This window comes from Streptomyces sp. NPDC029956 (assembly GCF_055574655.1).
The window spans coordinates 66107-85490 of record NZ_JBVHZJ010000037.1; the positions used below are offsets into that span (position 1 = coordinate 66107).

Genomic DNA, 19384 nt, shown 5'->3' on the forward strand with positions numbered 1-19384 from the left:
GGGGTTCGGGGCGGGGTGACGGGCGTACCCTTGAGGTATGAGCACCGCCCCCGCCCACGGACCGCGAGACGCGAAGCAGCCCGGCGTACGTCCCAGCCCCGAGAACAGTCCGAAGCCGGCACTCGTCTTCGACGATCCGCTGGACCAGCAGTCCGCGGACGACACGGACCGTGGATGGGGCGAGCGGCCTCCGGCCGGCGGCGGCGCCGCCGACCTCGCGCGCTTCCTCGACGAGAAGCCGCCGCACCACCTCTGACACCGGCGCGAGGTGCCGGTCAGGAGGTGGGGTGCGTCCCGGAACCACCACCGGAACCCGTACCCGTGCCTGTCCCCGTACCCGTGCCTGACCCCGGGCCCGCCGTTCCCGTCCCCGTGCCCGTGACGGGGCCGCGCTGGGAGACCAGGTGGTCGCGGATCTCCTTGAGGACCTCCAGCTCGCTGATCTCCATGGTCTCCGCGACGCCCTCCTTCGCCCTGTCGTGCGCCGCACGCTTCGCGAGGATCTTCGCCATCGGCAGGACCATCAGGAAGTAGACGACGGCCGCGGTGATCAGGAAGCTGAGGACCGCGCTGAGGACCAGGCCCCACTGGAGCTGGATGCCCTGCACCTCCCCGTCGACGACCACGCACGAGTCCTTGATGCAGGACGAGTAGCTCTCCAGGTCCTTCGTGCCGAAGGCGCCGACGACCGGGTTGATGATGCCCTTGACCACCGAGTTCACGATGTTGGTGAACGCGGCACCGATCACGACGGCCACGGCCAGGTCGATCACGTTGCCACGCATCAGGAAGGCTTTGAAGCCGCCCATCAGACTTTCCTTGTTCTCGGCCACCAAGGTGCCTTTCGTCGCTTGTGCTGCTGTGTGCGGTGCCATTAGGCCGCGAACGGAACAGAGCCGTCCAATCCGTACACACGGACCGGTGACTTGACAGGGTGTCAGTGCGAATCAGCACAAGGTCACCGCCAGTTGGGACGTGACACCGGCTCCTGCCAGCGCGGCGGCCGTCGACCGCGGCACGGACAGGACGACGAGCGCCCCTCCGTCCGGACGAGTCTCCTCCGGGTGCGGAACCTCGGCCACGCGGGCGCCCGTGGCGACGACCCGCGCCTCACCCTCCCCGCCGAGCGGCGAGTCGGGCGCGGAGATCACGTCGACCCGGTCGCCGGGGCGCAGCAGCCGTACGGTCGCGGCGTCGGCGATCCGTACCGGAGCGGACACCAGCCGGACGGCGACGGGCGGCCGTGCGCGGGCTGCGGCGGGGGCGGTCCGGTCGCCCGGTGGGGGCGCCGCCGCGACGCCGGGCGGCGGGCCGCCGCTCGTGACGGCGAGGGCCGCCGCCACGAGGGCCAGGAGTACCGCGGGGGTCCAGCGCCCCCGTCGCAGTGCCCTGCGCAGCCGGAGTCGGGCGCCCCGTACCCGCAGGGGCTCGAAGGGCGGCACCACGCAGGGCGCCGGAACGGGTGAGGGAGAGGGGAAGGGGTGCGTCATCGTGGGTGCCGCCGTCCTGGTCGGGAATGGGGTCGGCTCCCACTCTCCGGCCCGCGCCGCTTCCCCGCTCCGGCCTGGGGATCACCCACCGCCTGTGGACAACTCCCTCACTCCTGAGAGGGGTTACGGCAGCTCGATCCCCAGGTCCCAGCCGTCGTGCGCCTGCGTGCACAGGCAGTCCCGGTCCATCGTCGCGGGCAGCGCGCCCACCGCGTCGAACAGCACGTCCCGCAGCCGTCCCACGTTCTCGCCGAACACCCGCAGCACCTCGGTGTGGGAGACGCCCTCGCCGGTCTCGGCGCCCGCGTCCAGGTCGGTGACGAGCGCCAGCGAGGTGTAGCAGAGGCCCAGCTCGCGGGCGAGGACGGCCTCGGGGTGACCGGTCATGCCGACGACCGACCAGCCGGCCGCCGCGTGCCACCGGGACTCGGCCCGGGTGGAGAAGCGGGGCCCCTCGATCACGACCATCGTGCCGCCGTCGACCGGCTCCCAGCCCCGTCCCCGTGCGGCCTTGACCGCGACCCGCCGCCCGTCCGGGCAGTAGGGGTCGGCGAACGTCACGTGGACGACGCGGGGTACGGCCCCGTCGGCCCGCCGCTCCCCGTCGAAGTAGGTCTGCGCGCGGGTCTTCGTACGGTCGACGAGCTGATCGGGGACGACGAGCGTGCCCGGCCCGTACTCCTCGCGGAGTCCGCCGACCGCGCACGGTCCGAGGACCTGCCGGACGCCCACGGAGCGCAGGGCCCAGAGGTTGGCGCGGTAGTTGATGCGGTGCGGCGGGACGCTGTGGTTCCGGCCGTGACGGGGGAGGAAGGCGACCCGCCGGCCGGCGATCTCGCCGAGGAGGAGGGAGTCGCTGGGGCTGCCGTACGGGGTGTCGACGGAGACCTCCGTGACGTCCTCCAGGAAGGAGTAGAAGCCGGAGCCGCCGATCACTCCGATGTCCGCGTACGCACCTTGGTTCGCCATGGCGGTCACCCTATGCGGGGCACGGGGGTACGCCGAGGGCCCCGTCGCGAACGACGGGGCCCTCGGTGAAGAACCGTACGGACTGCGTCCTGACACCGGGCTTGCGATACCGGGATCAGGCCTGGTGCAGGGGTCAGGCGGCCGAGCTTCCGGTGCTCGACGAGGACGTCGAGGAGGCGGAGGCGGACGACGAGGTCGACGCGGCCGGCTTGGCGTCCGACGTCGAGGACGACGACGGGGTCGAGGTCTTCGACGCCGGCGAGCTGCTGGACGACGAGCCGCGGCTGTCGTTCCGGTAGAAGCCGGATCCCTTGAAGACGATGCCGACGGCCGAGAACACCTTCTTCAGGCGGCCCTTGCACTGGGGGCACTCGGTCAGCGCGTCATCGGTGAACTTCTGCACCGCCTCGAGGCCTTCGCCGCACTCGGTGCACTGGTACTGGTAGGTCGGCACTTGTCTTCCTCCTGGCACTCACACTCATCGAGTGCTAACGACAATCCATACTGACGTATTCCGCGGGTTCAGTCCACCGCCACCGGCACGCGGTGACCGATGCCACGCGCCGCGACGCGGCTCGTCTCGCGCGGCGTGAGGCGCGACCGCAGGGCGAGGAGGGTGGCCAGGGCGAGCGCCGTGCCCACCATCGGCACCAGGAATCCGGTGCTCGCGCCGTGGGCGTCGGCGAGGCGGCCGGCGACCGTGACGGCCGCGGCCTGGCCGAGCGCGACGGCGCCGGTGAGCCAGGTGAAGGCCTCGGTACGGGAGGACGCCGGGATCAGGGTCTCGACGATGGTGTAGCCGGTGATCAGGGCCGGGGCGATGCACAGACCCACGACCAGGCCGAGGGCGCCGAGGAGCAGCACCGAGTGCGTGGTCCACAGCAGCGAAGCGGCCACGGTGAGGCCGGCGTAGCCGAGGATCAGGCGGCGGCGAGGGCCGATCTTCCAGGCGGCGGCGCCCATGGCGATGCCCGCGAGCATGTTGCCGGCGGCGAAGATCCCGTACAGCAGGCCGTTGGCGCCGGGGTTGCCGATCTCCTCGGAGAAGGCGGTGAGGGAGACCTGCATGCCGCCGAAGACGGAGCCGATGCCGAGGAAGGCGACGACGAGGACACGGACGCCGGGGATGGAGAGCGCCGAGCGGCGCGGCTCGGCGGAGCCGCCGGCCGCGGCGATGCCGAACGCGGGCTGGGTGGCGCGCTGGGCGGCGAAGAAGAGCCCGCCGAAGAGGGTGAGCGCGGCCTCGGCGATCAGACCGGCGGCCGGGTGGACGCCGGTGCACAGGGCGGTCGCGAGGACGGGGCCGACGACGAAGGTGAACTCGTCGGTGACGGACTCGAAGGCCGCGGCCGTCGGCATCAGCGGGGTGCCGTCCAGCTTGGCGGCCCAGCGGGCCCGGACCATCGGCCCGACCTGCGGTACGGAGGCACCGGCGGGCACGGCCGCCAGGAACAGGGCCCACAGCGGGGCGCCGCCCAGGGCGAGCGCCACGAGCAGCGAGACGGACGCGGTGTGGACGAGGACGCCGGGGATCAGGACGGCGCGCTGGCCGAAGCGGTCGGCGAGCTTGCCGCTCTGCGGCGCGAACAGCGCCATCGAGACGCCGGTGACGGCGGCGACCGCGCCGGCGCTGCCGAAGGAGCCGGTGGTGTGCTGGACGAGCAGGACGATGCCGATGGTCAGCATCGCGAAGGGCTGCCGGGCGGCGAAGCCGGGGAGCAGGAAGGACAACGCACCGGGGGTGCGCAGCAGCTGCCCGTAGCCGGGCCGCTTGTCCGAGATGACCGTGGACGCCACGGTCCTGGCCTTTCTGCCGCCTGGTAGCGCGCCCCGGCACTGTGGTGCGGGTGTCGCCGAGAGCTGTCCTCATGCGCGTTACTGCGGTAGATACCGGGCCGGCCCCACTGCGGAGGGGCGCCACGGCCGCCATACGGTCGCGCCAGCTCTGCGTCAGGCAGAGTTGGTTCGATCAGGTGTGCCTTCATGGTACAGGGAGGAGCCGCTTCCCGCCTGGGAAAATGCTCCTCCCTGCAATTAATGCCTCGGATTAATCGGATGATCGGCGGTGGTGCTCACCTGAGCGGTGAAAGCGCAGGGCCGTGTCCGTGGGAGTGGAGGCCGCGGTCGCGCCCCCCGTGCCGAGCCAGCCGGCGAGCTTGCCGCCCTGGCCGACCGCGCGCAGCCGCCGTTCCGTGGCGTCCCGTACCGGGTCGGTCGCGACGACGAGGAGTTCGTCGCCGCGCCGCAGGACGGTCGCTGGCCCCGGGACGAAGCTCGTCTCCTCCCGTACGACGAGGGTGACGGCCGCTCCGGCCGGCAGCCGCAGCTCGGCGACCTCGACCCCGTGCATCCGGGAGTGCTCCGGGATGGCGACGGAGAGCAGATGGCCGCGCAGCCGTTCCAGGGGCGCGGACTCGACGCCGAGGTCGGCCGCCTCCCCGGAGGCTCCGAGCTTGAGGGCCTTCGCCAGCCAGGGCAGGGTCGGCCCCTGGACGAGGGTGTAGACGACGACGAGCACGAAGACGATGTTGAAGATCCGCTCGCTGCCCTCGATGTCGGACACCATCGGGATGGTGGCCAGGATGATGGGGACGGCTCCGCGCAGGCCGGCCCAGGACATCAGGGCCTGTTCCTGCCAGGGGATGCGGAAGGGCAGCAGGCTGACCAGGACTTCCATGGGCCGGGCGACCATGGTCAGGACCAGGCCGATGACGACGGCGGGCCAGAAGTCGTGGACGAGCTCGTGCGGGGTGACGAGCAGGCCGAGCAGGACGAACATGCCGATCTGGGCGATCCAGCCGAGTCCCTCGGCGAAGCCCCGGTTCGCGGGCGCGTGCGGCAGCTTGGCGTTGCCGAGGACCATCGAGGCCAGGTAGACGGCGAGGAAGCCGGAGCCGTGGGCCATGGCGCCGGCGGCGTACGCGACGACGGCGATGGCCATGACGGCGATCGGGTAGAGGCCGGAGGCGGGCAGGGCGACGTGGCGCAGCCCGTACGCGCCGAGGAAGCCGACGGAGAGGCCCACGGCGACGCCGATGGCGAGTTCGAGGGCGATCGTGCCGACGAGGACGTACCAGTGGTCGACCGGTCCCGCCGTGGAGAAGGCGACGACGAGGATGACGACGGGGGCGTCGTTGAAGCCGGACTCGGCCTCCAGGACACCGGTGACCCGTGACGGCAGGGGGACCTTGCGCAGCACGGAGAAGACCGCGGCGGCGTCGGTCGAGGAGACGACGGCGCCGATGATCAGGGCCTGTCGCCAGTCGAGGCCCACGAGGTAGTGGGCGGCGGCGGCCGTGATGCCCACGCTCACCGCGACGCCGACGGTGGAGAGGACGACCGCGGCGGGCAGCGCCGGCTTGATCTCCTTCCACTTCGTGCCGAGGCCACCCTCGGCGAGGATCACGACGAGGGCGGCGTAGCCGATGACCTGCGTGAGTTCGGCGTTGTCGAAGGCGACGTTGCCGATGCCGTCCTGGCCGATGGCGATGCCGATGCCGAGGTAGAGCAGCAGGCTGGGGAGCCCGCTCCGGGACGAGATCCGTACGGCCGCGACCGCGATCAGCAGCACGAGGGAGCTGATGAGCAGGAGTTCGTTGAGCTCGTGGACAGTCAGTGGCCGTTCCTTCCCCTCACATGCAGCTGGACCGTTTCCCAGCGGCCGTCGCGCGCGGCTGGATCGTTCCTCCAGCGGCAGACACTTCGTTACCTTACCTAATCTTTAACGTTTTCTTGACGCCGTCTTTGCACCTCTTCGCTCGCCAGTACGGTTCTCTTCCGGACACCGCGTCCGGGCCCTCCAGGCGCTGCGCCTAAGGTTGCTCCCGTACTCCAGGACCACCCTGCCCCTCGAAGGACAGCGATGCCCTCCAACACGACCGCGCCTCCCGCCAAGAAGAAAGGGCGGCGCGCCCGCCTGATCCTCCTCGTCCTGGTCCTCGCTCTGGTCGCAGGCGTGGGATACGGCGGGTTCTGGGGTGTGAGCACCGTCCGGGCCTCGTTCCCGCAGACCACGGGCGAGATCCGGCTCGACAGTCTGTCCGGCGAGGTCGAGGTGAAGCGCGACGCGAACGGCGTCCCGCAGATCTACGCCGACAACGAGGCGGACCTCTTCCGCGCCCAGGGCTACGTCCAGGCGCAGGACCGCTTCTACGAGATGGACGTCCGGCGGCACGTGACCGCGGGACGGCTCTCCGAGATGTTCGGCGAGAGCCAGATCGAGACGGACTCCTTCCTGCGCACGCTCGGCTGGCGCCGGGTCGCGCAGCAGGAGTACGACAAGGTCCTGTCGCCGGAGACGAAGAAGTACCTCCAGGCGTACGCGGAGGGCGTCAACGCCTATCTGAAGGACCGGGACCCCGCCGAGGTCTCCGTCGAGTACGCGGCGCTCGCCCTCACCAACGACTACGCGATCGAGCCGTGGACGCCGGTCGACTCGGTGGCCTGGCTCAAGGCGATGGCCTGGGACCTGCGCGGCAACATGCAGGACGAGATCGACCGCTCGCTGATGACGAGCCGGATGAGCGCGAGCCAGATCAAGCAGCTGTACCCGGACTACCCGTACGCGCTGCACCAGCCGATCGTCGACGGGGGCGCGGTGGACGAGTCCACCGGGAAGTTCGACCCCAAGGGCAAGGCGGGCGACGGCGACGACGACCTGAGCACCGGCGAGACCCCGGGCAGCGTTCCCGGCAGCGGCTCCGACTCGTCGGGTTCCTCCGACGGCTCCGGCGCGCAGTCCCAGCTCGGCGCGCTCTCCGAGGTCCTGGACGGCGTGCCCGCCCTCCTCGGCCCCAACGGTAACGGCATCGGCTCGAACTCCTGGGTCGTCTCCGGGCAGTACACGACCTCCGGCAAGCCGCTGCTCGCCAACGACCCGCACCTCGCGCCCCAGCTGCCGTCCCTCTGGTACCAGATGGGTCTGCACTGCCGCTCGGTCTCGGCGACCTGCCGTTACGACGTCTCCGGCTACACGTTCTCCGGCATGCCCGGTGTGATCATCGGACACAATGACAAGATCGCCTGGGGTCTCACCAACCTGGGCGCCGACGTCACCGACCTCTACCTGGAGAAGATCGGCCCCGACGGCTACCTCGTGGACGGCAAGGTCAAGCCCTTCACGGTCCGCGAGGAGACCATCAAGGTCGCCGGCGGCGAAGACCGGAAGATCACCGTCCGCTCCACCGACCGCGGCCCGCTCGTCTCCGACCGCGCCTCCGAACTGGAGAAGGTCGGCCAGAAGGCCCCCGTCGGCAACGCCGCCCCCGACCGCGGCACCGGCTACGGCGTCTCCCTCCAGTGGACCGCCCTCCAGCCCGGCAGGTCGATGGACGCGATCTTCGCCCTCGACCGCGCCAAGGACTTCGACCAGTTCCGGGCCGCCGCGAAGAACTTCGAGGTCCCGTCCCAGAACCTGATCTACGCCGACACCGAGGGCCACATCGGCTACCAGTCCCCGGGCAAGATCCCGCAGCGCACCAAGGGCGACGGCACCCTGCCCGCGCCCGGCTGGGACTCCTCGTACAAGTGGAAGGGGTACATCCCCTTCGAGCAGCTGCCGTACGAGTACGACCCGGAGCGCGGCTACATCGTCACCGCCAACCAGGCCGTGATCGACGCGAAGAACTACCCCGACCTGCTCACCAAGGACTGGGGCTACGGCTCGCGCAGCCAGCGGATCAACGACCTCATCGAGTCGAAGATCAAGGACGGCGGAAAGATCTCGCCGGACGACATGCGGACCATGCAGACGGACAACCGCAGCGAGATCGCGACCCTTCTGAACCCGCTCCTGCTGAAGATCGACATCTCGGACCCGTACGTCCGCGAGGCACAGAAGCTGCTGGAGGGCTGGGACTACACCCAGGAGCCCGACTCGGCCGCCGCCGCCTACTTCAACGCGGTCTGGCGCAACGTCCTCAAGCTGTCCTTCGGCAACAAGCTGCCCAAGGAGCTCCGCGCCGAGGGCGACTGCATCAACGTGCGCCCGGCCGACGCCACCGGCCCGGTCGACGAGCAGAACAAGCTCGTACGCGAATGCGGTCAGCGTGACCCCGACTCCGCGCAGCCGGACGGCGGCGACCGCTGGTACGAGGTGGTCCGCCCGCTCCTCAAGCAGGAGAAGAGCGAGTGGTGGGTCACCGCGGGCAACCGCACCGACCAGGCCACCGAGACCCGCGACCAGCTGCTCGCCCGCGCCATGAAGGACGCGCGCTGGGAGCTGACCGCCAAGCTCGGCAAGGACGTCTCCACCTGGAGCTGGGGCCGGCTGCACCAGCTGACCCTGAAGAACCAGACCCTCGGCACCGCCGGCCCCGGCGTCGTCCAGCAGCTCCTCAACCGCGGCCCGTGGAACCTGGGCGGCGGCGAGGCCGCCGTCGACGCCACCGGCTGGAACGCGGCCGGCGGCTACGAGGTCATCTGGGTGCCGTCGATGCGGATGGTCGTCAACGTCGGCGACTGGGACAAGTCCCGGTGGATCAACCTCACCGGCGCTTCCGGTCACGCCTTCAACTCCCACTACACCGACCAGACGGACGCGTGGGCGAAGGGCGACCTGTACGACTGGGCCCACGGCAAGGCGGCCGTCGACGCGGCGACGAAGGACACGCTGAAGCTGAAGCCCTGATCAGGGCCGGAAGCGGGTGACTCCCTCGGGGGTCACCACCGCGTGCACGGGGTGGTCGTGCGGTTCCTCCGGGACCCGCGCGACCACCTCGTCCGCGTAGAGGAGCACCACGAGCGCCGGATCGACACCCGCGCGCGTGAGCCGGGCGAGCACCCGGTCGTACGAGCCGCCGCCCCGGCCGAGCCGCATCCCCCGCCCGTCGACCGCGAGGCCCGGCAGCAGGACGGCATCGGCGGCGCACACGGCCTCGGGGCCGAGCCGGGGCCCGACCGGTTCGAGCAGGCCCCGGCCGGCCTTCGCGAGCCCCTCGGGGCCCTCGTACGCCGCCCAGTCCAGGTCGTTGTCGGGGAGCAGCACGGGGAGCAGGACGCGCACCCCGCGCGCGTGGAGCGCGTCGAGCAACGCGCGCGTGCCCGGCTCGCGGCCCACGGACACATAGGCGGCGACGGTGGACGCCTCCGCGAGTTCGGCGAGTTCCAGTCCTCGGCGGGCGAGGGATTCGGCCGTGCGGGCCAGGGAATCGGTGCTCAGCGCGGCGCGGGCGGCCAGAAGTCGGCTGCGCAGCACGGTCTTTTCGGACATCTCGGGTGTCATGTCGGCCCCTGTGAATTCACTAAATTCTCGTAACTGTCTTTATGTGGAGGAAGTTAATCGGAGCCACATCTTTCTCTCATTACGAACGACTAAAGTGCACGGCATGAATCACTCGCTCCCCAGGCTCGGCCGGATCAGCAAGGCTGTCATCCCGGCCGCCGGCCTCGGCACCCGCTTCCTCCCGGCGACCAAGGCGACGCCGAAGGAGATGCTGCCGGTCGTCGACAAGCCGGCCATCCAGTACGTCGTCGAGGAGGCCGTCGCGGCCGGCCTCTCCGACGTCCTGATGATCACCGGCCGGAACAAGCGTCCCCTGGAGGACCACTTCGACCGGAACTACGAGCTCGAGGAGGCCCTGGCGCGGAAGGGCGACGCCGAACGCCTCTCCAAGGTCCAGGAGTCCAGCGACCTCGCCACCATGCACTACGTGCGCCAGGGCGCCCCGCGCGGCCTCGGCCACGCCGTGCTCTGCGCGGCCCCGCACGTCGGCGACCAGCCGTTCGCGGTGCTCCTCGGCGACGACCTGATCGACCCCCGCGACCCGCTGCTCGCGCGGATGGTGGAGATCCAGGAGCGCGAGGGCGGCAGCGTGATCGCCCTCATGGAGGTCGAACCCTCGCAGATCCACCTGTACGGCTGCGCGGCGGTCGAGGCGACCGTCGACCCGGACGTCGTGAAGGTGACGGACCTGGTCGAGAAGCCGGACGCGGACGAGGCGCCCAGCAACTACGCGATCATCGGCCGCTATGTGCTGGATCCCGCCGTCTTCGGGATGCTGCGGGAGACCGAGCCGGGCCGCGGCGGGGAGATCCAGCTCACGGACGCCCTGCAGAAGCTCGCCTCGGACGAGAAGATCGGCGGCCCGGTGCACGGCGTCGTCTTCAAGGGCCGCCGTTATGACACCGGTGACCGCGGTGACTATCTGCGTGCCATTGTCAGACTCGCGTGCGAACGTGAAGATCTGGGACCGGACTTCCGGGCCTGGCTCCGGAGATACGTCAGCGAGGAGATGTAGCACCTTGAGCAGCAGCGCGGCACCGTCGCCGTCCCACGACGACCACGAGGGCCACGACGGCCATGACCACGGCGATCACGGCGATCACGGCGGGGGCGGCGGGGGCGGCGGGGGCGGCGAGGAGAAGTCGGCCGACCCCTGCGAGGGGCCCGCGCGTGGACTGTGGTCGGTGGACGAGCACCTGGCCGACATCCTCGCGACGGTCGGCCCGCTCGAACCCATCGAGCTGCAACTGCTCGACGCGCAGGGCTGTGTCCTCGTCGAGGACGTGACGGTGCCGGTCGCGCTGCCGCCCTTCGACAACAGCTCCATGGACGGGTACGCGGTCCGGGTCGCCGATGTCGCCGGTGCCACCGAGGAGTTCCCCGCCGTCCTGACCGTCGTCGGCGACGTCGCGGCGGGCGCCGGCGGCCTGCCCGAGGTCGGACCCGGCCAGGCCGCCCGGATCATGACCGGCGCCCCGCTGCCGCCCGGCGCCGAGGCCGTCGTCCCCGTCGAGTGGACCGACGGCGGTACGGGCGGGGGCGCGGCCACCGGCATGACCGCCGCGAGCGCCGCCCCCGAGGGGGCGTCCGGGGAGGTCCGGGTGCACCGCGCCGCGGAGGCCGGCGCCCATGTCCGCGAGCGGGGGAGCGACGTACGGGCAGGGGAGCTCGCCCTGTCGGCGGGCACGGTCCTCGGGCCGCCGCAGATCGGGCTGCTCGCCGCGATCGGCCGCGGCACGGTCCGGGTCCGTCCCCGTCCCCGGGTGGTCGTCATGTCCACCGGCAGCGAGCTGGTCCAGCCCGGCGAGCCGCTGGGCGAGGGGCAGATCCACGACTCCAACAGCTTCGCGCTCGCCGCGGCCGCGCGGGACGCCGGCGCGCTCGCCTACCGGGTGGGGGCCGTCGCCGACGACGCCGAGTCGCTGCGCGCCACCATCGAGGACCAGCTCATCCGGGCCGATCTGATCGTGACCACGGGCGGGGTGAGCGTCGGCGCGTACGACGTGGTCAAGGAGGCGCTGACCGCCGACGGGCAGGTCGACTTCCGCAAGCTGGCGATGCAGCCGGGCAAGCCCCAGGGATTCGGCGCGATCGGCGCCGAGCAGATTCCGCTGCTCGCCCTGCCGGGCAACCCGGTCTCGTCGTACGTCTCCTTCGAGCTGTTCGTCCGGCCCGCGATCCGGGCCCTGATGGGCGTCGAGGACCTGCACAGGCCCCGGGTGCGGGCCGAGCTGGCCGCCGACAAGGCGCTGTCCTCGCCGGCCGGGCGGAGGCAGTTCCTCCGGGGGACGTACGACCCGGAGGCGGGCACCGTCACTCCGGTGGGCGGTGCGGGCTCCCATCTGATCGCGGCCCTCGCGCACGCGGACTGCCTGCTCGTGGTCCCGGAGGAGACGGAGAGCGTGGAGCCGGGCGCCGTCCTGGAAGTGGTCCTCCTCGGCTGAGGGGGCGAGGGTGGGGGTACGGTGTCGTCCCACACAGCGACCGGGAGTGTCACGGCGATGAGCACGCAGCAAGGTCTCACCCACATCGACGAGGCGGGCGCGGCCCGCATGGTCGACGTATCGGCGAAGGACGTCACGTCCCGCACGGCGCGCGCCAGCGGGCGGGTGCTCGTCTCGCCGCGCGTGATCGAGCTGCTGCGCGGCGAGGGCGTCCCGAAGGGCGACGCGCTCGCCACCGCCCGGATCGCCGGGATCATGGGCGCCAAGAAGACCCCGGACCTCATCCCGCTCTGCCATCCGCTGGCCGTGTCGGGCGTGACCCTGGACCTGGCGGTCACCGACGACTCGGTCGAGATCCTGGCGACGGTGAAGACCACGGACCGGACGGGTGTCGAGATGGAGGCGCTGACGGCGGTCTCGGTGGCGGCCCTGACGGTGGTCGACATGGTGAAGGCGGTCGACAAGGGCGCGGTCATCTCCGACGTACGGGTGGAGGAGAAGACGGGCGGAAAGTCGGGCCACTGGACGCGGAGCGAGTCGTGACGCGCGGGGGCCGGGTGTCGGGCGTCCACGAGCACGAGCACGCCCCCGCGGTGCTCGACGCGGGGATCGGCGGCGCGTTGCTCGCTCCCTACTCGGCACTGGTCGTCACCGCCTCCAACCGGGCGGCGGCCGGGGTGTACGAGGACAAGGGCGGTCCGCTGATCGCCGAGGCCCTCACCCGGTCGGGCTTCGCCGTGGACGGCCCGCAGGTCGTGCCGGACGGGGCGCCGGTCGAGGCGGCCCTGCGGGCGGGGATCGCCGCGGGGTACGACGCGATCGTGACCACCGGCGGTACGGGCATCTCGCCCACCGACGAGACGCCCGAGGTGACCCGCCGGGTCCTGGAGCGGGAGATCCCGGGCATCCCGGAGGCGATCCGGGCGTACGGCCGGGAGAAGGTGCCGACGGCGGCGCTCTCGCGGGGCCTCGCGGGAGTCGCGGGCGGCACGCTGATCGTGAACCTGCCGGGGTCCTCCGGCGGGGTACGGGACGGGCTGACCGTCCTGGAGCCGATCCTGCGGCACGCCGTCGACCAGATCCGCGGCGGCGACCACCCGAGACCGTCGTGATCCCGACCTGGCCGGTCGTCCTCGTGGACGGAGAGGTGATGCTCCGTCCGATAAAGATGCGTGACCACGCGGCCTGGCGCGAGGTGAACCGGCGCAACCGGGAGTGGCTGCGGCCCTGGGAGGCGACGGTTCCGCCGCCGTCCCCCGGCGGGCCGGTGGCGCAGCGGCCGACGTACCGTCAGATGGTCCGCCATCTGCGGTCGGAGGCGAACGCCGGGCGGATGCTGCCGTTCGTGATCGAGTACCGGGGGCGGCTGGTCGGGCAGCTGACCGTCGCGGGCATCACCTGGGGTTCGATGTGCTCCGGGCACGTGGGCTACTGGGTGGACAGCGAGGTGGCCGGACGCGGTGTCATGCCGACGGCGGTCGCGCTGGCGGTCGATCACTGCTTCCGCTCGGTCGGTCTGCACCGGATGGAGGTGTGCATCCGTCCGGAGAACGGGCCTTCGCGGCGGGTCGTCGAGAAGCTGAGGTTCCGCGAGGAGGGGTTGCGGCCCCGCTACCTCCACATCGACGGCGCGTGGCGGGACCATCTGGTCTTCGCGCTGACGGCGGAGGAGGTGCCGGAGGGGCTGCTGCGCCGCTGGCATCAGGCAAGAATAAAATAAGTGTTCGAATTCAATCGGTAGTTGGCAGTCAATCGATCTGAACAATCACAAAAAAGTTCAGTGATATCAGCCAGATCGTGCGACACACCGGGCCAATTGGCCGATGCCGCCGCGCGAACCCCTCTACCGTGTGAAGCGTGAGCAGCAGCGGCCTCATCTACGCAGTCATCGTCGGGGCCTGGGCCGCCTACTTGGTACCGATGTGGCTCCGCAGGCAGGACGAGCTGAACGAAGCCCGTCCGACGGAACGCTTCAGCACCGCCATCCGGCTCCTTTCCGGACGGGCGGGCATGGAGCGCCGATATGCCAAGGAGCTCAAGCAGCGGGACCGTACGGCGGAGGGTCCGACGCCCGACGTGGACCCGGACGCGGAGACCGAGCATCTGAGCTCGGTCGACGTCCGGGCGTTTTCCGCGCCCGCGGCCAGAACGGAAGCGCGCCTGGAACTCCCCGAGCGGGAACAGGCACCGCAACCCGCCCCGAACCCCGCCCCGGCGCCGGCGCGCCCCGCCACGGGCGCGGCGGCCGAGCGGGCCCGCCGCGGCAAGGTCCTCGCCCGGCGTCGCCGCACCACGACGCTGCTCTTCGCCGGCTTCACCCTCGGTGCGGTCGTCGCCGCCGTCGGCGGGGTCGCCTTCCTGTGGGTGCCGGCCGTCCCCGCACTGCTCCTCAGTGCGTACATCGTGCACCTGCGGGTCCAGGAACGCCGCCGCTTCGTGTACGTGATGGACCGGCGGCGCGCCGAGGCGGCGGCTGCGCGGCTGCGCGAGAGCCGACGCCCGACGCCCACGCCCGAGCTGTCACCCGAGTCCGCCCCGGGCCCCTCCCCGCAGGAGGCGGACCGGCGCGCCCTGGTCGAGCAGACCGACCACGCGGAGTGGGTCGACCAGCAGCGCGACCGCGGCCCGGCCCGCGGCGACAGCTGGGAACCGGTCCCGGTCCCGCTCCCCACGTACGTCACCGCCCCGGTCGCCCCGCGCGCCACGAGCGGCATCGACATCACGGACCCGGAGACCTGGAGCGCGGCCCGCTCCTCCACGGCGGCGGACCCGACCCCCACCCCGCCCCCGGCCCCGCGCCAGCGCACCACCCCGCCCCGCCGCAACCGCGACAACGGCCGCACCCCGCTCTTCGACCAGTACGCGGACGACGACCGCCCCCGAGCGGCCAACGAATGACCCCCGCGGGGGCACTCGGGGACGGAGCGCGGGCGAGCGGTTCCTCGACCACTCCCACTCCGAGGTGCGCCGGGAGGCCTCGGAGGCGGTGACGGAACTGCGCGGGCAGCGAGAGCCGGCCCTGGGCGGGACGGCACAGCTGCTGCGGCTCGGCGGCCCATGCGCGGAGGCGACCGCATCGCCCCGCGACGGCCCCGGCTGACCTGCGAGGGAACGGATTTTTACCTGAGCCGGTCGGGATGCTAATGTTTCACACGTCGCAAGGGCCTGTGGCGCAGTCTGGTAGCGCACCTCGTTCGCATCGAGGGGGTCTGGGGTTCAAATCCCCACAGGTCCACAAACGACAGTTCGCGAGTAGCTCTCGGGAACGGTGACGAGATCCCGTCCGATCGAAAGATCGGACGGGATCTTCGTCGTTTCCGCCCCTCCCCTGTGGGGGCGGAAACGACGAGGGCTCAGCCGCGCGCGTACCAGAAGGCAAGGCCGAGGAAGACGGGCAGGGTGAGCGCCATCTGCAGGATCCACGGGGTGGCCGTTCCGTCCTCGGGCAGGCTCGGGTTCTCCGCCCGGTCGGCCATGTAGGAGTGGAGCGCCTTCCGGTGGCCCAGCATGCCGGTCACGACGCCCAGGTTGATCGCGCAGTAGTGGGGAAGCGTCTCGGTGAGAGGCCAGCCGTAGTGCGCGCTCATGGCGGCCAGTGCGAGGAATCCCGCCACCGGTCCGCAGGACACGAATACCTTCTGTCCTCGGGTGACCATGCCCGGGAACATCACCGCGAGGTAGAGCGCCGCGGTGCCTGCTGCGAAGACCCACCACAGCGGGGATGTTCTGTCTATCACCAATGCTCTTTCCGTCTTGGTTCGGATGAGACCTGCCGTCCCGGACGGGCGGCGGGGAAGCCCCTCGCCGCCCGTCCGGGCGATCGTCCTACCTCGTGAACCAGCCTACGAGGGTGGATGCCGCGTTGTTGATGCCGCTGACCGCGGCCTTGCCGGCGTTGGTGGCCGCCATGGAAGCCGCGAGGCCTCCCACGCCGCCGAGACCGATGCTCAGGGCCATGCCGCCGACACTGCGGGCGAACTCCTTGCTTCCCCAGCCGTAGGCCTTGGCGTTGTAGAGGGTGCTGATGCCCGCGAAGACGAGCGACGCCGCACCCAGGCCGGCCGCCAGGAGCTGACCGCCCGGCACGAAGGCCACGACGACCGCGGCTCCGCCCAGGTAGGCGCTGATCTTCGCCATCTCCGTCGCCGTCGCGGCGGCGGAGGCCTGCTCCTCCTCCGGGCTCGGGCCCACGACGACGCTGTCGTTGGCCGGCGTGTTGGCCGGGTCGATGTTGTTCGCCTTGTTCTGACGAGCCGACTCGGCCGCCTGCGCGGCCTCGACGGTGATCTCGTCCCTGCGCTTCTGCTCGGCCACCTGCTGGGCCTCGTCCCGCGCGGCCCTGGCCTCGCCGGCACTCTTGCCGGCGGCGAGCTGGGCGGCGTGCGCGAGCTCGGCGGAGTCCCTGGCGCTGGCGGCCGAGGCCACCGCGTCCCGGGCCGACTGAGTGGCCTGGTTGGCCGAGTAGTTGGCCTGGCGGCTCGCCGTACGAGCGGACGCCGCCGCCGACGCAGCGGTGTTCGCCGATACCTGCGCCTCCGCGGCGGACTTGTCGGCGGCCCTGGACGAGGCAGCCGCCTTGTCCGCGAACGAGCGCGCGTCCTGCGCCGACTGGGAAGCCCTCGTCGCCCACATCGTGGCTTCCTCGCCCGCCTTGCGGGCCCGGGCGGCCGCCTCGGAAGCCTCCGCGGCGTCCTGGTAGGCGGTGGCGGCGATACGCGCCGCCGCGCTGATCTGCGTGCTGATGGACTCCACGTGGGTCGCGGTGTCCCGGTCCGCCTCCTGAGCCTTGTAGTAGGCGTAGTCGACGAACTGCTGCACCATCCACTGCGGGCCCTCGAGGGCGGCCTGGGCCGTGGCCTCCACATTGGGCCCGGCATCCTTCAGAGCGGCCAGCGTCGCCGCGCGGTCGTCCTCGGTCTGCGCGGTGGAGTAGTCGACGAGCAGGAACTTGTGCAGAGCCGGGATGCTGCCGTCGTCCAGCGCGGCGTTGGCGGCCGCGGTCACCGCCTTGCCCGCGCCGTTCAGGGACTTCAGCACGGCCGCGCGGTAGTCGTCCGCCTGCACGTTCCGGGCGCCGTGGGCCAGGAAGTCGGTCACGGCCCGGGGGTCGTCGCTCTCCAGGGTCCGCTGCGCGGCCTCCGAGAGGACCACCTTGTTGAGTTTGGCCAGCGTGAGGACCTTCTCCCGGTCGTCGAGCTGCGCCGCGTCGGTGTACCCCTCCTTCGCCCAGTCGACCACGCCCTCGTCGTCGGCGGTCAGTGCCGCCTGCGCCGCCTGGCGCGTCCAGACTCCCGAGGAGTCCATCAGGTTGAGCGCGGCCTTGCGGCCGAGGGAGGCGGCCTTGTCCTCGTCGGACTCGGTCTTCGCCCGGTTCAGCAGGTCCTGGGTCTCCTGGGTGGCCGACTGCTCCTGGGCCTGGCTCTTCTGTGTCAGGGCCTGGTACTGGCTCTCCTCGACCTTCAACTGCCTGGCCACCTCGATGGCCAGCGCGCGCTCCTCGGCGATCTGCGCGGTCTCGGTGTCGCGGGCGAGCTGGGCGATCCCCTTGGCCTGTTCCACCGCTCGGCCGGCGTCCTCGGCAGCCGCGATGGCCGCATTGGCGTTCGCCGTTGCCTTGTTGGCCCAGTCCACCGCCTGTCCGGCGTGGGCGGCCGCGTCCTCGGCGGCGGCCGCCGCGGCGTCGGCGTGCACGGCGGCGCTGCTGGCGGCGGCGCCCGCCGCCCGTGCCTCGGTCGCGGCACGGGCCGCGAGCTTCGCCGCCCGGCCGGCCGCGAGCGTCGCGGTGTCGGCGGCGGACCGGGCGAGGTTCGCGGCCTGCCGGGCTCGGTCGGCCTGCGCCTGGGAGACGCCGGAGGCCGCGGCGGCGTCGGCCGCCGCCTCGGCGGAGTCGGCCGCGTTCTGCCCGGCACGCGCCGCGGCCTCGCTCGACTGCTGGGCCGAGGCACCCGCGTCTGCGGCCGCCGTGGCGGCGTCCGCCGCCCTGCGGGCCATCTTCGCCGTGTCACGGGCCGTCTTGGCGGCCTCGCTGGCGGCACCGGCCTGGGAGGCGTCCTGGGACGCCGCGGAGGCGGCGTCGCGGGCACGGACCGAGGCCTTCGACGCGGCAGCCGCCGCACCGGCCGCGGCCTGGGCGGCGGAGGCCGCCGTCCTGGCGGCGGAGATCGCGGTCCGCGAGGCCGAGATCGCCGTCCGGGCCGCGTCGGCGGCACCCTGTGCCGCGTCGGCCGCGCGTCCGGCGGCGCGTGACGCCTTGACGGAGTCGGACTGTGCCTGGGCGCTCTCCGCGGCCGCCTTCAGGGCGGCCTTCTTGGCCTCGGCGGATGCCGCCTCGGCTCGCTCCGAGGCGTCCTTGGCCGCCTGCGTGGCCTCACGGGCCCGGCGCCCCGCGCTCTCGGCCTGCTCCACCAGCTGGCCGATCGTCAGCGACTCCTGGTCGCGCGCCCGGGCCAGGTACTGGTCCTTCTCCAGCAGCCGGGTGATGTCGACCGCGGTTCCGTCGAGGGCCCGGTTGACGGCCTGGGTCAGGTTCGGCCCGGCGCCGTTGAGCATGGTGAAGGCCGCGGCGCGCTCGTCCTCCTCGCGGGCCTTGTGCCGGCCCGTCGTGAGGAAGGCTTCGAGGACCGTGGGGGAGCCGTTGTTGAGCGCCTTGTTGGCCTCGCGGGTGATCGCCTTGCCGCCGGTGCCCAGGATGGTGAGCACCGCAGCCCGGCGGTCGTCGTTCAGGGGGTTCTTGTAGCCCCCCGTCACGAAGGCGTGCAGTTCGGCGTCCGAGCCGGAGAGTGCGCGCTGGACCGCCGCGCGTACGCCGGGGCCGGCGTAGTTGAGCATCGAAAGGACGGCGGCGCGTTCGTCCTCGGTGCGGGCGCGGACCAGGCCCGTGTCGAGGAAGGCCTTGAGGTTCTCGTCGCCGCCGACGAGCGCGGCCTCCGCTTCCGCGCGTACCGCGCGGCCGCCGAGTTGCCAGGCGTCGAGGACCTGGGCGCGCGCGTTCGTGGGCAGGCCCACTTCGGCCGCTGCGGCGGATTCGGCCCATGCCGAGCCGAAGAGGCTCAGCGTCAGGCCCAGGGCGAGCCCGGATATTCCGGTGCCGCGTCGCCGTCTCGAGCGACTTCCTTCAGTCATGCGGAACAACTCCACGTGGTCTCAATCGGGTTCCGTGAACGAGTGGTGCGGTGGTGGGGGCGGGTGTTACCTGGCTGCGACGATCTGCAGCAGGGTGAAGTCACGGCCCTGGGGGTCGGCGGTCTCGCCGACGTTGT

The 19384-nt window shown here is 71.9% G+C and carries 17 protein-coding genes and 1 tRNA gene; 9 read left to right on the top strand and 9 right to left on the bottom strand.

The window, feature by feature from the left end; all coding sequences use genetic code 11:
- Window positions 1-37: 37 nt before the first annotated feature.
- On the top strand, window positions 38-256 hold the full coding sequence (locus tag ACZ4XX_RS26510; protein ID WP_468510370.1) for a hypothetical protein: 219 nt from the start codon (window positions 38-40) through the stop codon (window positions 254-256).
- A gap of 19 nt (window positions 257-275) precedes the next feature.
- Here the strand turns inward: ACZ4XX_RS26510 and mscL are convergent, their stop codons facing one another.
- The 6 genes from mscL to ACZ4XX_RS26540 all read right to left on the bottom strand — a co-directional run bounded on the left by mscL (window position 276) and on the right by ACZ4XX_RS26540 (window position 6117).
- The gene (gene mscL / locus ACZ4XX_RS26515; protein WP_468510371.1) at window positions 276-833 is read right to left on the bottom strand and encodes a large conductance mechanosensitive channel protein MscL; all 558 of its coding nucleotides are present in this window, start codon (window positions 831-833) and stop codon (window positions 276-278) included.
- A 114-nt stretch (window positions 834-947) separates the two neighbouring features.
- Complete coding sequence (locus tag ACZ4XX_RS26520; RefSeq protein WP_468510372.1) at window positions 948-1490, bottom strand: hypothetical protein; 543 nt, start codon at window positions 1488-1490, stop codon at window positions 948-950.
- Window positions 1491-1613: 123 nt separating this feature from the next.
- The gene (locus ACZ4XX_RS26525; RefSeq protein ID WP_468510373.1) at window positions 1614-2459 is read right to left on the bottom strand and encodes an S-methyl-5'-thioadenosine phosphorylase; all 846 of its coding nucleotides are present in this window, start codon (window positions 2457-2459) and stop codon (window positions 1614-1616) included.
- 133 nt (window positions 2460-2592) lie between these two features.
- Window positions 2593-2913 carry an FmdB family zinc ribbon protein gene (locus ACZ4XX_RS26530; protein ID WP_468510374.1) on the bottom strand — a complete coding sequence of 107 codons (321 nt, stop codon included), beginning with the start codon at window positions 2911-2913 and terminating at the stop codon, window positions 2593-2595.
- A 68-nt stretch (window positions 2914-2981) separates the two neighbouring features.
- Entirely contained in the window at window positions 2982-4256 is a 1275-nt protein-coding gene (locus tag ACZ4XX_RS26535) for an MFS transporter (protein ID WP_468510375.1), read from the bottom strand.
- Between the two features lie 250 nt (window positions 4257-4506).
- Window positions 4507-6117 (bottom strand): potassium/proton antiporter, encoded by a 1611-nt coding sequence (locus tag ACZ4XX_RS26540; protein WP_468510386.1) that lies wholly within the window; start codon window positions 6115-6117, stop codon window positions 4507-4509.
- 204 nt (window positions 6118-6321) lie between these two features.
- On the opposite strand from ACZ4XX_RS26540, the gene ACZ4XX_RS26545 reads away from it, so the two are divergent.
- Complete coding sequence (locus ACZ4XX_RS26545) at window positions 6322-9087, top strand: penicillin acylase family protein (protein WP_468510376.1); 2766 nt, start codon at window positions 6322-6324, stop codon at window positions 9085-9087.
- Here the strand turns inward: ACZ4XX_RS26545 and ACZ4XX_RS26550 are convergent, their stop codons facing one another.
- Entirely contained in the window at window positions 9088-9681 is a 594-nt protein-coding gene (locus tag ACZ4XX_RS26550) for a 5-formyltetrahydrofolate cyclo-ligase (RefSeq protein WP_468510377.1), read from the bottom strand. It lies immediately after the preceding gene.
- 103 nt (window positions 9682-9784) lie between these two features.
- Between ACZ4XX_RS26550 and galU the strand changes: the two genes are divergently transcribed.
- From galU to ACZ4XX_RS26585, 7 genes are all read left to right on the top strand, one after another.
- On the top strand, window positions 9785-10696 hold the full coding sequence (gene galU / locus ACZ4XX_RS26555) for a UTP--glucose-1-phosphate uridylyltransferase GalU (protein WP_468510378.1): 912 nt from the start codon (window positions 9785-9787) through the stop codon (window positions 10694-10696).
- Between the two features lie 169 nt (window positions 10697-10865).
- Complete coding sequence (gene glp, locus ACZ4XX_RS26560) at window positions 10866-12125, top strand: molybdotransferase-like divisome protein Glp (RefSeq protein ID WP_468510387.1); 1260 nt, start codon at window positions 10866-10868, stop codon at window positions 12123-12125.
- 57 nt (window positions 12126-12182) lie between these two features.
- Window positions 12183-12668 carry a cyclic pyranopterin monophosphate synthase MoaC gene (moaC, locus tag ACZ4XX_RS26565; RefSeq protein WP_468510379.1) on the top strand — a complete coding sequence of 162 codons (486 nt, stop codon included), beginning with the start codon at window positions 12183-12185 and terminating at the stop codon, window positions 12666-12668.
- Window positions 12665-13237, top strand: coding sequence for a MogA/MoaB family molybdenum cofactor biosynthesis protein (locus ACZ4XX_RS26570; RefSeq protein ID WP_468510380.1), 573 nt, complete (start codon window positions 12665-12667; stop codon window positions 13235-13237). Before moaC ends, ACZ4XX_RS26570 begins: the two co-directional genes overlap by 4 nt.
- Window positions 13238-13275: 38 nt before the next feature.
- On the top strand, window positions 13276-13845 hold the full coding sequence (locus tag ACZ4XX_RS26575) for a GNAT family N-acetyltransferase (RefSeq protein WP_468510381.1): 570 nt from the start codon (window positions 13276-13278) through the stop codon (window positions 13843-13845).
- Window positions 13846-13982: 137 nt separating this feature from the next.
- The gene (gene sepX / locus ACZ4XX_RS26580; protein WP_468510382.1) at window positions 13983-15023 is read left to right on the top strand and encodes a divisome protein SepX/GlpR; all 1041 of its coding nucleotides are present in this window, start codon (window positions 13983-13985) and stop codon (window positions 15021-15023) included.
- Window positions 15024-15286: 263 nt separating this feature from the next.
- A tRNA-Ala gene (locus tag ACZ4XX_RS26585) sits at window positions 15287-15360 on the top strand.
- A gap of 118 nt (window positions 15361-15478) precedes the next feature.
- Here the strand turns inward: ACZ4XX_RS26585 and ACZ4XX_RS26590 are convergent.
- Window positions 15479-15862 carry a hypothetical protein gene (locus ACZ4XX_RS26590; RefSeq protein ID WP_468510383.1) on the bottom strand — a complete coding sequence of 128 codons (384 nt, stop codon included), beginning with the start codon at window positions 15860-15862 and terminating at the stop codon, window positions 15479-15481.
- Window positions 15863-15950: 88 nt separating this feature from the next.
- On the bottom strand, window positions 15951-19247 hold the full coding sequence (locus tag ACZ4XX_RS26595) for an ALF repeat-containing protein (protein WP_468510384.1): 3297 nt from the start codon (window positions 19245-19247) through the stop codon (window positions 15951-15953).
- Window positions 19248-19384: the final 137 nt, after the last annotated feature.

Bases quoted from the DNA above. Each gene is read 5' to 3' on its own strand.
- ACZ4XX_RS26550 (WP_468510377.1), bottom strand. From the start codon at position 9,681: ATGACACCCGAGATGTCCGAAAAGACCGTGCTGCGCAGCCGACTTCTG.
- galU (WP_468510378.1), top strand. From the start codon at position 9,785: ATGAATCACTCGCTCCCCAGGCTCGGCCGGATCAGCAAGGCTGTCATC.
- ACZ4XX_RS26525 (WP_468510373.1), bottom strand. From the start codon at position 2,459: ATGGCGAACCAAGGTGCGTACGCGGACATCGGAGTGATCGGCGGCTCC.
- ACZ4XX_RS26575 (WP_468510381.1), top strand. From the start codon at position 13,276: ATGCTCCGTCCGATAAAGATGCGTGACCACGCGGCCTGGCGCGAGGTG.
- moaC (WP_468510379.1), top strand. From the start codon at position 12,183: ATGAGCACGCAGCAAGGTCTCACCCACATCGACGAGGCGGGCGCGGCC.
- ACZ4XX_RS26595 (WP_468510384.1), bottom strand. From the start codon at position 19,247: ATGACTGAAGGAAGTCGCTCGAGACGGCGACGCGGCACCGGAATATCC.
- ACZ4XX_RS26510 (WP_468510370.1), top strand. From the start codon at position 38: ATGAGCACCGCCCCCGCCCACGGACCGCGAGACGCGAAGCAGCCCGGC.
- ACZ4XX_RS26520 (WP_468510372.1), bottom strand. From the start codon at position 1,490: ATGACGCACCCCTTCCCCTCTCCCTCACCCGTTCCGGCGCCCTGCGTG.
- ACZ4XX_RS26545 (WP_468510376.1), top strand. From the start codon at position 6,322: ATGCCCTCCAACACGACCGCGCCTCCCGCCAAGAAGAAAGGGCGGCGC.